A 14,973-nucleotide genomic window follows, 5' to 3' on the forward strand; every position below is an offset into this window, starting at 1 on the left:
CCTTCCCATTGCAACGATCGCGGTCTGCTGTTCTTTGATCTTGCCGTGCTGGGCTGCGAACCGGTCGGTCACCAACCCATGCACCGTATGAACAATGCCTTCGGCGACATCGGCGAATGCAACGCCTGCCTGTCGGGCGGAAACCGTGCCGGACAGGATTCTGGTACCGATCAGGAACAAACTCTCCTGCCCGAACAGACGCAATCGATCGAGAAATTCCTCATACGAACTCGCATCGGCGAGCGTCGCGGCGAGCCGGGCGGAGAGTTCGCGCCGATCGGGGATCGCGCCGAAGAAGCGCGGATCGATCAGCCCATCCATGATTTGCGGCTGCCGCGCCAGCATGTCCCCCAGTCGCGGCGCTGCGCCCAGGATAAGAGCCACCAACGCGACGAGATCGCGGTTCTGGCTCAGGAGCGAGATCAGCCTTCCACCACGCTGCAAAGCCTGCAGGAACCCATCGAAGGCCGTTACCGCGCTGTCCGGCTCCTCGGCACGGGCCAGACCATCGATGAGGGCGGGAACGAATTCGACAAAGGCCTTTCGAGTCAATTCCGACCTGAATACGCGGTACTCGCCGCGTATCCACGCTCGTACCGTTTCGGCAACCATCAACGGCTTCTTGAAGCCGAGCGCCGCAAGATGCTCCAGCAGCCGAGGTTCGTCCGGACCGTTACTGTAATCAAGTGCGGGCAGTTTCGCGGTGCCGGTTGGATCGCCCTCAAACAGCTTGCCGTAGTGCTCCTGCACGACATTGAGGTGACCGAGCAGATCGGCCGCGAATGCTGCGCGATTGTCGTAACCAAAGAAGCGGGCGAACCGCTCCACGGCCTGGACGTCGTCAGGCAAGCTATGGGTCTGCTCGTCCGCGATCATCTGAAGACGATGCTCGACCCGCCGCAGAAATTGGTACGCGGCTGTGAGTTCTCCACACGCCTCGAAAGTGATCCAGTTACTGGACGCAAGCACCTTCAGCGCATCGAGTGTCGGTCGCACCCGCAGTTCGGAATGACGTCCCCCGGCAATCAATTGCTGTGTTTGGGCGAAGAACTCGACCTCGCGGATGCCGCCGCGGCCCACCTTTACATTGTGGCCCTCGACCGAGATCTCGCTTTGGCCACGGTAGGTCTGCATCTGCCGCTTCATATCGTGGACGTCGGCAAGCGCCGCGAAATCCAGATGTTTGCGCCAGACGAACGGCGCGATTTCGGCAAGCAGCGCCTCGCCGGCTTGGCTATCACCGGCGCACGGCCATGCCTTGATCATGGCCGCCCGTTCCCAGGTCCGCCCTTCCCGCTCGTAATAATGCAGCGCCGCCTCGGTCGAAATCGCAACTTGGGTCGAGGACGGGTCCGGACGCAGCCGCAGGTCGACCCGAAACACGTAGCCGTCGCCGGTGCGCTGTTGTAGCAGGCGAGCAAACGCCTGCGTCACGCGGACAAAGAACGGCTGCGGCTCAATGTCCGGCGCGACTGTTGGCGCTGCTGGGTCGAAGAAGACGATCAGGTCGATGTCGCTGGAATAGTTCAACTCGCCGGCGCCCATCTTGCCCATGGCAAGTACGACCAGTCCGCTGCCGTCTTCGGGCTTGTCGAGGCTCGAAGGTAACAGACGTCCGCGCGCCGCCTCCTGCCGGAGCACAAAACGCAACGCCGCCTGCACCGAGGTCACGGCCAAATCGGTGAGCGCCGCCGTCACCTGCATGACCGGCCAAACGCCGCCTATGTCGCACAATGCAATCAACAGCGCCGCCTCCGACTTCATGTGCCGGAGCAGTTGCATGACTTCGGCTTCACTCGATGCTGCCCAGACTTGGCGGCAGGTGCGGTCGAGCAGGTCGGCCAGATGCCGGTCCGGCTCGCATCCGAGTAGCCGCAGAGCTCGTGCGCCGTCGGCGCGCAAAAGATCGAAAAGATACGGAGCGGCTTCCGCGATCCCGAGCAGAATGGTTTCGACTACAGGAAATCGCTGCGTCAGACTGGCGAGCTCGATGGCCTGCTCCGAGGCGAGGTCGTCTACCCAATGGGCCAGACGATCCCTGGCCAGCGAGGCGTCCGATAGATGCGGTCCATCAATAAACCGCGCCGCGAGCGCGGTGGATGTGACATTCGCTTCAGTGCTTCCATGAGTTGCCATAGCGAACGCCGATCAAGAACCGCATCAAAGGATTATGTATTTTTGTCGGCGTTCGCTGCTTGTTACGTTCGTGCGAGAATTCGCGACGACAGACTACGAACATCGAACCCCGACGCCGATGCCATCCACGTTATCGTTGATAACGTTCATGCAGTCTTCTGTGACATATCGGGCGTTTGGCCGGCAACCCTTTCACTGGCACCCGCTGCCGGGATCGCCAAAGTGGCTGTCAAACCGGGATGCGCATCAGCAAGCCTGAGTTCACCGCCATGCAATGTCGCGACGGCTGAGGCGAGACTTAGTCCGAGTCCGGAACCCGGTTGGGTACGGCTTGCCTCCAGCCGCACGAATCGCTCCACCGCATGTTTACGGTCGGCCTCAGGTATCCCGGGGCCGTGGTCGCTCACGCTGAGCAGCACCTGGTCGCCATCTCGCCGGGCTTCAATCAGGATCTCTCTGCCGTCCATGCGCTCTGCCGCGCCAGCGCTCAGCGGCTGTGCCGACGGAGCGGGCTTGCCGTATTTGATCGCGTTCTCGACCAGATTTGCCAACGCCTGGCTGATCAATTCGCGATTGCCGTGCAGCCGCGTGGACGCGGCCTTGACCCGCAAACTCATGCCATCTTCTTCAGCCAGGGGTTCATAAAGTTCGTGAATGCCATTGGCCACTTCGGCGGCATCAAAGTCATCCATATTGCCGCGCGCCTGCCCCGACTCAGCGCGCGCGATCATCAGAAGCGCGTTGAAGGTCCGGATCAACCCGTCCGACTCTTCAATAGTGCGCTCAAGCGCGTGCCGGTATTCGGCATCGCTGCCGGAGCTCGCCAGCGCCTCTTCCGCGCGATTGCGCAACCGCGTCAACGGCGTCTTCAGATCGTGAGCAATATTGTCCGAGACTTCTTTTAAGCTCATCATCAAGGCTTCGATCCGTTCCAACATCGCGTTGAGGTTTTCGGCCAAACGATCGAGTTCGTCGCCGCTCCGCCCCACCGGCAGCCGCCCGCTGAGATCGCCCGCCATAATGCGTTGCGTGGTGCCCGTCATGGCGTCGATTCGCCGTAACACCCGGCGCGCCACGAAAACGCCGCCACCTAGGCCGAGCACGACCACGATCAACAGCGACCATTGCGCGGCATTGGCGATGATTCCGAACAGCCGCTTGCGCTCCTCGAGATCGCGGCCAATCAATAGTCGGAATCCTCCGGATAATTGAGTGACGCGCACCAAGGCGCGATGATCGGCGTTGTCCTGGTCCTCGAGCCGACGGTAGGCCGTCTCTGACCAGCCGTTGGTGGCCATGACACCCGGCGCGAGCGAGCCGACGTTGCCCGCAATGGCCTGACCATTTGGGGTCGTCACCAAATAGAGGTTGGCGCCGGGCCGTAGGGCTCGATTTTCAATGGTGAAGACGAGACCGCGCAGCCCGCGCCGACCATAGATGTCATCTATCTCGCCGATTTCCGCGTTGACGGTTGAGGTGATCTGCTCGGTGATCAGCCGGCGCGTGTTCCAGGCGAAGTAGCCCAGCAGCGAGGCAGCAAACAGCGCAAACAAAAACAGGTAGGCGAGCGTCAACCGGAACGCGGTAGTTCGGATCAGCTTACCGAATGCCGTCACGTATCATATATCCCGCGCCGCGAATGGTGTGGAGCAACGGTCGCTCGAAACCCTTGTCGATCTTGGAGCGCAGCCTCGAAATGTGCACGTCGATGACATTGGTCTGAGGATCGAAATGATAGTCCCAGACGTTTTCAAGCAGCATCGTTCGCGTTACCACCTGGCCGGCGTGCTTCATAAGGTATTCAAGCAGCCGAAACTCCCGGGGCTGCAAGGTCAATTCATCCTTGCCGCGTACCACCCTATGCGAGAGACGATCGAGTTCGAGATCGCCGACGCGGTAGGTCGTTTCTTCGGCAGGGCCGCCATGGCGGCGCGACAGCACCTCGACTCGCGCCAGCAGTTCGGCGAATGAATACGGTTTCGGCAGGTAATCGTCGCCACCGGCGCGCAGCCCCTTGATGCGATCGTCGACCTGCCCGAGGGCTGAGAGAATCAACACCGGCGTTCGGTTGCCCTTTTCCCGCAGAGCACCGATCAGCGATAGGCCGTCACGTTTCGGCAGCATCCGGTCGACCACCAGAACGTCGTAATCGCCAGACTCGGCCAGCGAGAGCCCCTCCTCGCCGTCGCCAGCGAGATCGGCAATATAACCGACTTCCCGAAATGCTTTCGCCAGATAGTCGGCGGACTCTCGGTCGTCTTCGATAATCAAAAGGCGCATCTGGGAAGCAGTTGCAGTCAAGTGGCCAGCCTTCTATCACCATGGCGTGGTCGGCATGCTCATGCAAGGTGACCCGCCAGTTCAGCCCTCAAGCAAAAGAGCGGGCGGTGAAGCTGGGGGACCTCACCGCCCTTTGAACCTTCCGACGGAGGGGGGCGTGTTCCACCGGAAGGCAACCGATCGGAGCGGGCGTTTGAAACCCGCCTGTTGAAGAGCCGCCGACGGGGCGAGTAGTGTCGGCGACCCCTCCTGTGATCACGTTCGATGCTCAGCCCTTCGCCAGAGGCACCGCGACAAATCGCGAGGAACCACCGCTCTTGATCCGCATCAGAACACTATTCTTGTTGTCGGCGCGCGCCGTGGTGATCGCTTCGCGAACGTCGCCGGCGTTGGTAACGCTCTTGCCTGCCACCTCCAGGATTACGTCGCCTTCCTTGAAGCCGCGCTCAGCCGCTGCACTGTTCGGATCGACCTCGGTCACGACGACGCCTTCCTTGCCCGCGCCAGCAACGCTGTTGGCGGGCGCGAGCGTGAGGCCGAGCTTGGGCACGTCAGTGCCCCGGCTCGGGCTGCCTTTTTCATTGTTGTCGTTGTCGGCCTTGGCCTGCAGATTGTTTGGCAACTGGCCGAGCGTCAGGTCGACGGTCTTGTCCTGGCCCTTATGCAGCACGTCGAGCTTCACCTCGGTGCCGGGCGCAAAACTGCCGATGGTACGAGCAAGCTCGCGGGCATCCTTCACCTTCTCGCCATTCACCGCCTTGATGATGTCTCCCGATTCAATCCCGGCTTTTGCCGCCGGGCTGTTGGCCTGGGGTTCGGCAACGAGTGCGCCTTCGGCCTTCTTCAGCCCGAGGCTCTCGGCAATATCAGGCGTAACCGGTTGGATCTGGACGCCGATCCAGCCGCGGCTGACGGAACCCTTGTCCTTGAGTTGAGCAACGACGCTCTTGACGGTCGATGCCGGGATCGAGAATGCGATACCGACGCTACCTCCGGATGGCGAATAGATCGCGGTGTTGACGCCCATCACCTCGCCATCAGTGTTAAACGCGGGACCGCCGGAGTTGCCCTTGTTGACGGGCGCGTCGATCTGAATGAAATCGTCATAAGGGCCATTGCCGATGTCGCGCCCGCTGGCCGAAACGATGCCAGCCGTCACTGTTCCGCCGAGTCCGAACGGATTGCCGACCGCAAGCACCCAGTCGCCGATCCGCGGCTTGCCATCCGACAGCTTCGCAAACGGGAAATTTGACCCACCCTCGACCTTGATCAGGGCAAGGTCCGTGCGAGCGTCGGTGCCAATCACCTTCGCTTTGAAGATCCTGCCGTCATCCGTAGTCACTTCGACCTTATCGGCGCCATCGACCACGTGATTGTTGGTGACGGCGTACCCGTCAGAGGAAATGAAGAAGCCGGAACCTTGGCCGGTCACCGCGCGTCCGCGCGGCATGCCTCGCGGGCCCGGGAATCCATCCGGTCCGCCAAAGCGACGGAAGAAGCGCTCCATCGGCGATCCCGGCTGGAACGGCGAGTCATCGTTATTGCCGCTCTCGTCCTTTGCGACCTTCTCGTTGATGTTGACCTTCACCGAAATGACCGATGGCTTCACGCGCTCGACAATATCGGCAAAGCCAACCGGCTTCTGCACCTTGCTGACTTCGTTGTTGACCTGCGCGTGGGCCGGGCTGCTGAAGATATAAGCAGAGCCGTCGTGAGGACTGAAGCCGTAACCGGCGATTCCGAGGCCGGCAACTACGGAAGCCATCAGCGCGAATTTTCGCGCCGATAACAACGTGGAGCGACCCGCTTGAGATGATGGGCGGGATGGAAGGTCGGTTTGACGGTCGTTCATGCAAAATCTCCAGAGGCAAGAAATCCGTGGATGCCAAGTGCATCTCTACAATTCCGAAGATGGGGATTTCCGCCTTACGGCGCGCTGGCGGCGGAATTAAAGTTTCGTAATGAACACGCAAGGCGGATGCGGCACTTTATCGCACGACCTGGCGCTCAGGCTGAGCCTGGAAATGCCCGGCAACCAGCGCAGCTTTCAACCGGTTGGATTTAGATTTTTTGTCTACTTTTGGCTCGCCCGCGACGCGGCCTTGCGCTCGCCCGTAACCGCGTTTTCGGCCGCGCGGCTCATCAGAGATGCATAATCGTGACCGAACAGCACGTCGCAAAACTGGATTGCGGCAGCAACCTGCATCTGCCGATACGGCCGCGCCTTGGGATCGCCGACCCGCAACGATTGCACCAACGTCTCGGTCGCGTGCTCTACATTGTGCTGCAGGTCCGAATAGGTCCGCAGCGTTACCTCATTGATGGCAAGTTCGCTGGCATAGGTGCGGCATGCCGCGACGAAATCAATCAATGCCGCGGCCTCCTCCACCTCGGTGGCATCGACCCTGGCGCCCGCCGGAATGTCCTTGTCGGGGCGCTGACGCAGGATACGTCGCACGCGGCCCGGCACGGTTTCAATTTCGGATTGCAGCGCATTGGAAATGTCGGCGCGGATCGAGGTCAATTGCTTGCCCCAGCTGGAATCGTTGCGGAGATCGAGTTCCGTCCGCAAGCCTCGCACACCGTCGTGAAGTGTTTTGAGCTGCTCGGCGACCTTATCGAAATCACCGCGCTTGATATCTTTTCGAAGGCTGGCCGCCAGACAGGCAAGATCGTGCAGCGCGATGGTGACGGCAACACCATACGGGGTCGCGGCCACGCGTATTTCGTCGTCCGACGCCGCCATTTTGATGGCCATCCGGATGATCTGCCATGGCGCGGTCAGCCGCTGTATAACCAGCGACAACGCGAACGGCAGCAGTTGAGGTGTTTGCAGGGAGGGAATGTTGAGCGACGCCACCACCGATCCAATCTGGGCATCCCCGAATACCCGCAAATAGCTCGGCAGCTTGCTGCTGAACGTGTCGAGCGCCTCACGGGCAAGCAACACCGAGCCAATCGGTAAGAGATCTTCGACTACGTGGGGCGGACCCAGCCGGGCGAGCGGACGCTGCCTGTCACCCCCGGGGCCTGGCGCTGCCGTTGCAACAATCGCCTCGGCAGCGGCACGCTGGATTTTGCGCACTGCCGATTCAATCTCGGATTTCGCTGCGGAATGCCGGATCCTTGCCAACGCGGCCTCGAATTCGCGCGCCTGATCGGCGGCGCCCTCGCGGTTCAGCCATTGCCATACTGGCAGCAGCGATGAGCGGCGGATCTGCCCCGGTCTTATGGGACCATTTCCTTCGATAAGAAACGGCTCGAGAGGCCGGAATAATAGCCGCGCCGGGTCCTCGACTCGCGGCACGGCCTCTTCTTCAGTTCGGCGCGCAAGACTGCGCAATTGTTCCAACACAAAATTGGCAACCGTGGTGTCCTCGCCACGTTCGATTGAGCGCTCGAATTCCCGCATCAGCAGCGCCTGCGACTGCGGCGGAAGCTGTCCGAGATATTCCCTTAACCGCTCTATCGATGTCTGGCTCATGCGCCCGGTGCTGCGTCGGCGGACGGCAAAACCATCCCTACCGTAATGATAGAAGCCGCGGCGTTAAGAACTCGTTTAGGAACGTCTAGAGGCGGGCGGTCCATACGCCGGGCCATCACCGGCATTGTCAAACTCCGGGCAGCACCAGTTCGGCGCGCAAACCCCCGATTGGGGCGGTGCCCAAGGTCAGGCTTCCACCGTACAGCGCTGCGAGATCGACCACGATCGAAAGCCCCAGGCCCGAGCCGGGTTTCGACTCGTCCAGGCGCTGACCGCGCCGGGAGGCCTGCTCGCGCTCGGCCGCCGACAGCCCTCGCCCGTCGTCGTCCACGACAATCCGAAGCATCGGTCCGCTCGCCGCCTTGGTGGGTGGCTCCACCAAAACTTCAATGAACACCTGCGAGGTCGCCCATTTGCAGGCATTGTCGACGAGATTGCCGGCCATTTCCTCGAGATCCTGCCGCTCGCCGCGAAACTTTGCCTGTGGGTCCGCCTCAACCGTGATCTCAACGTCGCGATCACGGTGAATCTTCTCCATCGTCCGCCTGAGCGCCTCTATGGCAGGCGCGACTTCGGTGACCGTTCCGATGATCGTCGGCCGCGCGGCGATGCGCGCTCGCTCCAGGTGGTGTGCGATCTGATCGCGCATCATGTCAGCCTGCTCCATTACTTTGGCCGCGAACGGATCGGGAGCGTGCGCCGAAGCTTCATTCAGGATGACTGACAGCGGAGTTTTGATCGCATGCGCAAGATTGCCGACGTGGGTCCGTGCCCTCTCGACAATTTCGCGGTTGGCCTCGATCAGCGCATTGGTTTCGCGTGCCAGCGGCGCAATCTCGACGGGAAACTCGCCTTCAAGCCGCTCCGCCCGGCCGGAGCGGATATCGGCGATCGATTCTGAGATACGCTTGAGCGGCGCAAGCCCAAACCGAACCTGGAAGATCGTGGTCAGCACCAATACGACCGAGAGCGCGGCGAACGTGCCGCCGAGGTAATAATCGAAGGTGCGGGTCTCATCGAAGATCTCGGTGGCGTCTCCCGCCACGCTGACCAGGAACTTGCCATCGGCGCCGAGGTCCACAGGTCGTTCCACCATGCGCAGGCTCTGGCCCTCGGGACCATCGACATAGCCCAGACGAATGCCGGCCGGCGTCAACTCGGCGCCTCGATCTTCTAACTTCGGCAGCTTCTTGTCCCAGAGAGAACGTGAAGCGCGCACTTCCGATTTTTCCGAGTCGGTGCGGGTGATCTGCCAATACCAGCCCGACAAAGGCAGCTCGAACAGCGGCTCCCCCAGAGACTGAAATTGATGGTCGGGTGGCTCGTCGGGCGTCGCGACTTCGGCGATCAAAGTTCGCAGATACAGATTGAGCCGGCGATCGAATGCACGTTCGGTGGCGGCCCGGTACACCGAGGACAGCACGATCCCGGTGATGAGCAGAATCACCACCACCCATGCGGTCGCCGACAGAAACAGCCGGGTGGCGAGCGAACTGGCGCGCATCAGAGCACGATCCTCAACGTATGTCCCCAGGGTAAAGACCGATCGATCAATGCCGGTCGGGGGACAAGATCATGATCGTACAAAAGAGCAAGACCGCCGGTTGATCAACAATCTTGATCAGTTACCTGGCGGTGGCGGGGTGAGCAGATAGCCAAGTCCCCGCACCGTCTGAATGATGTCGACATCCAATTTCTTGCGAATGCGTCCGACGAACACTTCGATCGTGTTGGAGTCGCGGTCGAAGTCCTGATCGTAGAGATGCTCGACGAGTTCAGTACGTGAAACCACACGTCCGGTGTGGTGCATCAGGTAGGCCAGCAGCCGATACTCGTGCGACGTCATCTTGATCGGATTACCCGAGACGCTGACTCGGCCGGTGCGAGTGTCCAGCGACACTGGTCCACAAGTAAGCTCAGATTGGGCATGGCCCGTGGACCGACGCAGCAGCGCCCGCATGCGTGCCAGTATTTCCTCTAGGTGGAACGGCTTTGCGACATAGTCGTCGGCGCCGGCATCGAACCCCTGCACCTTGTCGCTCCAGCGGTCGCGGGCGGTCAGGATCAGGACGGGCATGGTGCGGCCATTGCGCCGCCACGCCTCCAGCACCGAGATGCCATCCATCTTCGGCAGACCGATGTCGAGCACCACCGCGTCGTATGGTTCGCTGTCGCCCAGAAAATGCCCTTCCTCACCATCGAAAGCCCGGTCGACCACGTAGCCGGCGTCAGTCAGCGCTGTGGTCAGCTGACGGTTGAGATCCGGGTCGTCTTCAACAACGAGCAAACGCACGCTGGCCTCCGAATGTGAATTGCAGGATGAATTGAGCCTCGCCGGCGTGAATGGCTTATGAACAGAGCCAAGCTGCGAGCTTATTTTGTGGTCATATCGGCTGCCTCGCCCCGGTGCCAGGCAAGCCTTAGCACGTCGAATCGGCAGACCTAAAGATGCCATGAAGGTTAGCGTCCGGCGGGAGGGCCCTTGACCACGAGAAAATCGACAGGCCCTCCGGGTCTTTCATCATGGAACACTCCGATCATCAGCCGCCCGGTTTCCCAGGCCTTGGTGTCCAGATTGCTGCGGCCTTCATACAGCAGCGGCCCATCGGGAAAGCTGTCATGGCCGTGCACCAGGTGGAGGCTACCGAACCCCGCCGCAAAATCGTTAGGGTAGCGCTTGGTTAGCAGGGTCGTTTCGCTCTGCCGGTCTAACGGGACATCGAGATCGAGGCCGGCATGAACATAGATCCGATGCGCGTCAACATGCATCAACTGCAGCGCATCGAGCCAGGCGATGTGATCCGTCGGCACGTCCGTACGCTCGCCACCGTAAGAGGCCAGCGCGGCGTCACCGCCCTCTTCCAGCCACGCTGGAAGTTTCGCGGGGTCGCGCAATGCGTCAACCATCATCGCATCGTGGTTACCCTTCAGCGTCACCAGGCGCGACGCAGGACCGATACCCTGCAAAAGCCGCTCAATTACCGCTTTGCTGTCCGGTCCCTTATCGACGTAATCGCCAATAGTGATGACGACGCAAGGCTCGCCTGCCGAATGCTCCGTTATCCGGGCCAGACCATCTCGGAGCAAATCGTAGCGGCCGTGAATGTCAGGAATGACGTAGGTCAAACTCATCGGGCTGCTGCTTGCGCTACTATATTGCTGCCAGCCTTCGGCCCGGATCACGCGCCGCTCGAGACCTCGGCTTCAGGGCGGCTTGCTCAATTCGCGTCGTGAGTTGCGGCCCCCGCCACCTGCCTGCTAGGTCCGAAAGAACACGAACCAGACCACCCCCAGGATCAGCATTGCAAGTCCGACTGAGACGGTGAGCAGCGCGAGCACCGATGGCCCGGGTTCTGCCTGGCGTGCTTCGGTCGGAGTTTCAACGATCCGGCGATCTTGTCTCGTTGCCATGGGGTCCTCGATTGCTTCGGAGTAGCGCAGACGCCTGCCGGTCTGTTCTCGGCATTGGTCTTGACGCCAACGCGTGATCCGCGGCGATGTTCCTGATTTAAACCTGCGTTCTGACGCCGCGGCGACGTTCAGAGCTGAGGGCTCCCGGCGTCGCCTCGTCATCGCCGCATCCGTTAACTTGATCGGGAGATTCCCGACCCGTTCACTTTGAAAGGCGGCCTTCAGATGATATCTTAACGCTGTCTGTTGCGTTTCGGAGTATCCCATGGCCCCCCGCGCCAACTGGAAAGGGTTCCTGCGCCTTTCCCTAGTGACCTGTCCGGTCGCCCTTTATCCGGCAACCTCGGATACCGAAAAGGTCAGCTTCAACCAGATCAACCGCAAGACCGGGCACCGCATCAAATACGCCAAGGTCGATGCCGACACGGGTGAAGAGGTCTCTTCAGAAGATATCGTGAAGGGTTACAAGGTAGATACCGATACCTACATCGAAGTTTCAAAGGACGAGCTCGAGGACATAGCGCTGGAGTCCACACACACTATTGAGATCGACGAATTCGTCCCGAAATCCGAAATCGACAGCCGGTATTTGATCCGCCCCTACTACCTCGTGCCCGATGGCAAGGTCGGCCATGACGCTTTCGCGGTGATCCGGGAAACCATTCGCAGCATGAACAAGGTTGCCATCGGGCGCGTGGTGCTGACGAACCGTGAGCACATCATTTCGCTCGAGCCGCTGGACAAGGGGCTGATGGGAACCTTGTTGCGCTACCCCTACGAGGTGCGGAGCGAAAAGGATTATTTCGACGGCATCCAGGACGTGAAGGTCACAAAGGACATGCTGGATCTCGCAAAACACATCGTCGAAAAGAAATCCGGCACGTTCGAGCCTGACCGCTTCGAGGATCATTATGAATCGGCACTGGTCGATTTGATCAACAAAAAGCGCAGCGGCGTCCGCGTGGCGCCGAAGGCGGCGCCGAAAACGGGCGGCAATGTCATCAACCTTATGGACGCGCTAAAGCGCAGTCTTGCCAGCGAACAGCAATCGGCTCCTCCCGCCAAGGCCAAGAAATCGCGCAAGGCCGCCGCGGGCCAACGCGAGATGCTGCTCCCGATCAGCGGCAAGCGTGCCAAGGATGAACCGAAGAAGGCGAGCAAGCCGGTTCGCGCTCCCGCCCGTTCTAAAAAGGCCGGGTAGTGCAATCACTGCGTCATGTGCAAATCGTCGGTTACGGCAGACTGAGTTCTCGATCAGCGCAGCGCCTAGCGTGAGATGGCGTGGTCGACGAGGTTCGATGAGCCGATCCGGGTTGCAGGTGGCGGCAAGCTCATAACCTTGCAACACGCTGCCGACTACATCATGAAGTTGCCGAATGAGCTGCAGCAAGAACCGTGCTGGCAGACCGCAGTCGAGAATCTGCTCAACGCCGCAGAGCTGGGTGGCGGCTGGCTGATGTTCGCGCGGATCGGGATGCTGCGGGCGCTGAACGCAAAAAATTAAACGCGTTGGCCAGCTAATTTAGTGACGAATTCAGCGAGGTAAATTTGCTGTTGAGGGTCGTGCCGATCCCGTTGACTGCGGTGATGATCACGATGCTGAGCCCGGCCGCGATCAGGCAGTATTCTATCGCGGTTGCACCTGTTTGATCAGCCAGGAATCTTGCAAATACCTGTCGCATTCAAAACTCCTGTTCGGCTTCGGTGAGTCACTGTCAGCTGCCGCTAAAGTGCGCAATGTAGGGTCCGATTGGTTGCGGGCGTGTTGACAAAAACGCTCAACGTTCAGTTAAGGAGAACGTCGGATTGCGATTGGACCAGCTCAAAAGAGTTTAATCGAAACATCGGCATTCGGCTGCAAAGCCATGTCAGCTATCAGATATCTGCAGCCGCAGTAGCCCCGTCGGGATGCATATCAGAGCTTCCCGGAGGGAGGCAGCGCAAGCTTTACCGATTGCCGAATTCCTGTTCCAAGTACGGATGGGCTGAGACCAAACATCAGCCAGTGCTATGGGGAGCGGCATGAAACTTGGTACCGCGATCGCGGAAATCATGAAACGCGAGGGGATTGAGATCCTTTGCGGCTATCCGGTCAATCATCTTATCGAACATGCCGCCAATGCGAATATTCGGCCCGTAATGGTGCGCCAGGAGCGTATCGGCTTGCACATGGCCGATGCGATTTCCCGCATCTCGTCGGGGCGCACGATCGGCGCGTTTTGCATGCAGCATGGTCCCGGCGCGGAAAACGCGATGGGCGGCGTGGCGCAGTGCTATGGCGAGTCCGTGCCTGTCTTGGTGCTGCCGATGGGATACGCGCGCAGGCTGGCCAACATCGATCCGAATTTCAATTCCAGCCAGGCGATGCGGGCGTTTGCGAAGTCGGCGGAGCCGATCAACATCGCCAGTGAAGTCGGCAACATTTTTCGTCGCGCGTTTACAAAACTGAAGAACGGCCGCGGCGGGCCGGTGATCGTCGAAATTCCGTCCGACATGTGGAACGAGGAAGTACCGGAGCCGCTGAACTATACCCCGGTGTTGAGAACGCGCTACGGCGCCGATCCCGTGCATGTGAGGGAAGCGGCGGCCTTGCTGGTTGGTGCCAAACGGCCCGTGATTTATGCCGGCCAGGGTGTGCACTACGCCCAAGCCTGGCCTCAGCTAAAGCGATTGGCGGAGCGGCTCGCAATCCCCGTCACCACGAGTCTCGGGGGGAAGTCATCCTTTCCCGAGACGCATCCGCTGTCGCTGGGCTCAGGGGGGCTGGCAGTCCCGCGCGCCGTGCCGAAATTCCTCAGCGAGGCCGATGTGATTTTCGGGATCGGTTGCTCGTTCACCGAGACGTCGTTCGGCGTCGCGATGCCCAAGGGCAAAACCATCATCCATTCGACTCTGGACCCAGCCCATCTCAACAAGGATGTCGAGGCGAAAATCGGGCTTGTCGGGGATGCCGGGCTGGTGCTCGACGCGCTGTTCGAAGAGATCGGTAAAACCGTAAAATCGGACCGGGACGCGAGCGCCGTTGCTGCCGAGATCGCCGCCTCTCACAAGGAGTGGCTGGCGAAATGGATGCCGAAGCTGACGAGTAACGACGCCCCGCTCAACCCGTATCGCGTGCTTTGGGATCTGCAGCACACCGTCGACATACGCAACACCATCATCACTCACGACGCCGGCAGCCCGCGCGATCAACTCTCTCCGTTCTGGAAGGCCGTCGAACCTTTGTCCTACATCGGTTGGGGCAAGACCACGCAGCTCGGCTATGGACTGGGTCTTGCCATGGGCGCCAAACTTGCGAAGCCCGACAAGCTTTGCATCAACATCTGGGGAGATGCCGCGATCGGGTTTACCGGCATGGATTTCGAGACCGCGGTGCGCGAGCGCATTCCGATCATGTCAATCCTGCTGAACAATTTCAGCATGGCGATCGAACTCAAGGTGATGCCGATTTCGACCGAGAAATATCGCTCGACCGATATTTCCGGAGATTATGCCGCAATGGCTCGGGCGTTCGGCGGTCATGGCGAGCGCGTGACGAAGCCAGAAGACATTATCCCGGCGATCCAGCGCGGAATCCAGAAGACGAGGCAAGGCATCCCGGTGCTGCTGGAGTTTATCACCAGCAAGGAGACCGAAGTTTCGAGGCCGGGGACCTGAAGCCG

The 14,973-nt window shown here is 60.4% G+C and carries 13 protein-coding genes; 3 read left to right on the plus strand and 10 right to left on the minus strand.

What is annotated here, in order from left to right:
* The 9 genes from VJV58_RS01830 to VJV58_RS01870 form a co-directional block, all read right to left on the minus strand.
* Positions 1-2,136, minus strand: a 2,136-nt coding sequence (locus tag VJV58_RS01830; protein ID WP_324135613.1) for a bifunctional [glutamine synthetase] adenylyltransferase/[glutamine synthetase]-adenylyl-L-tyrosine phosphorylase, incomplete at its 3' end; no start/stop codon positions are given.
* 146 nt (positions 2,137-2,282) lie between these two features.
* A complete protein-coding gene (locus VJV58_RS01835; protein ID WP_324135614.1) occupies positions 2,283-3,752 on the minus strand; it encodes a sensor histidine kinase in 1,470 nt (489 codons plus the stop codon).
* Positions 3,736-4,416, minus strand: coding sequence for a response regulator transcription factor (locus VJV58_RS01840; RefSeq protein ID WP_324135615.1), 681 nt, complete (start codon positions 4,414-4,416; stop codon positions 3,736-3,738). Before VJV58_RS01840 ends, VJV58_RS01835 begins: the two co-directional genes overlap by 17 nt.
* A 268-nt stretch (positions 4,417-4,684) precedes the next feature.
* Positions 4,685-6,268 (minus strand): Do family serine endopeptidase, encoded by a 1,584-nt coding sequence (locus tag VJV58_RS01845; RefSeq protein ID WP_324135616.1) that lies wholly within the window; start codon positions 6,266-6,268, stop codon positions 4,685-4,687.
* A gap of 222 nt (positions 6,269-6,490) precedes the next feature.
* Entirely contained in the window at positions 6,491-7,900 is a 1,410-nt protein-coding gene (locus tag VJV58_RS01850) for a hypothetical protein (RefSeq protein WP_324135617.1), read from the minus strand.
* 127 nt (positions 7,901-8,027) lie between these two features.
* Entirely contained in the window at positions 8,028-9,404 is a 1,377-nt protein-coding gene (locus VJV58_RS01855) for a sensor histidine kinase (RefSeq protein WP_324135618.1), read from the minus strand.
* A gap of 117 nt (positions 9,405-9,521) precedes the next feature.
* The gene (locus tag VJV58_RS01860; RefSeq protein WP_324135619.1) at positions 9,522-10,193 is read right to left on the minus strand and encodes a response regulator transcription factor; all 672 of its coding nucleotides are present in this window, start codon (positions 10,191-10,193) and stop codon (positions 9,522-9,524) included.
* A gap of 167 nt (positions 10,194-10,360) precedes the next feature.
* Positions 10,361-11,032, minus strand: a complete 672-nt coding sequence (locus tag VJV58_RS01865; RefSeq protein ID WP_324135620.1) for a metallophosphoesterase — start codon at positions 11,030-11,032, stop codon at positions 10,361-10,363.
* 126 nt (positions 11,033-11,158) lie between these two features.
* Complete coding sequence (locus VJV58_RS01870; protein ID WP_324135622.1) at positions 11,159-11,311, minus strand: hypothetical protein; 153 nt, start codon at positions 11,309-11,311, stop codon at positions 11,159-11,161.
* Between the two features lie 265 nt (positions 11,312-11,576).
* On the opposite strand from VJV58_RS01870, the gene VJV58_RS01875 reads away from it, so the two are divergent.
* On the plus strand, positions 11,577-12,512 hold the full coding sequence (locus VJV58_RS01875; RefSeq protein WP_324135623.1) for a Ku protein: 936 nt from the start codon (positions 11,577-11,579) through the stop codon (positions 12,510-12,512).
* A 75-nt stretch (positions 12,513-12,587) separates the two neighbouring features.
* Positions 12,588-12,815, plus strand: a complete 228-nt coding sequence (locus VJV58_RS01880) for a hypothetical protein (protein WP_324135624.1) — start codon at positions 12,588-12,590, stop codon at positions 12,813-12,815.
* Positions 12,816-12,828: 13 nt separating this feature from the next.
* On the opposite strand, the gene VJV58_RS01885 is transcribed toward VJV58_RS01880, so the two are convergent.
* The gene (locus VJV58_RS01885; protein WP_324135625.1) at positions 12,829-12,993 is read right to left on the minus strand and encodes a Flp family type IVb pilin; all 165 of its coding nucleotides are present in this window, start codon (positions 12,991-12,993) and stop codon (positions 12,829-12,831) included.
* Positions 12,994-13,321: 328 nt separating this feature from the next.
* Here VJV58_RS01885 and VJV58_RS01890 point away from each other — a divergent pair, with 328 nt between their 5' ends.
* Positions 13,322-14,968 (plus strand): thiamine pyrophosphate-requiring protein, encoded by a 1,647-nt coding sequence (locus VJV58_RS01890; RefSeq protein WP_324135626.1) that lies wholly within the window; start codon positions 13,322-13,324, stop codon positions 14,966-14,968.
* The last annotated feature ends 5 nt before the right edge of the window (positions 14,969-14,973 follow it).

The sequence above is a fragment of the Bradyrhizobium sp. genome, from assembly GCF_035273305.1.
Lineage (GTDB): Bacteria > Pseudomonadota > Alphaproteobacteria > Rhizobiales > Xanthobacteraceae > Bradyrhizobium.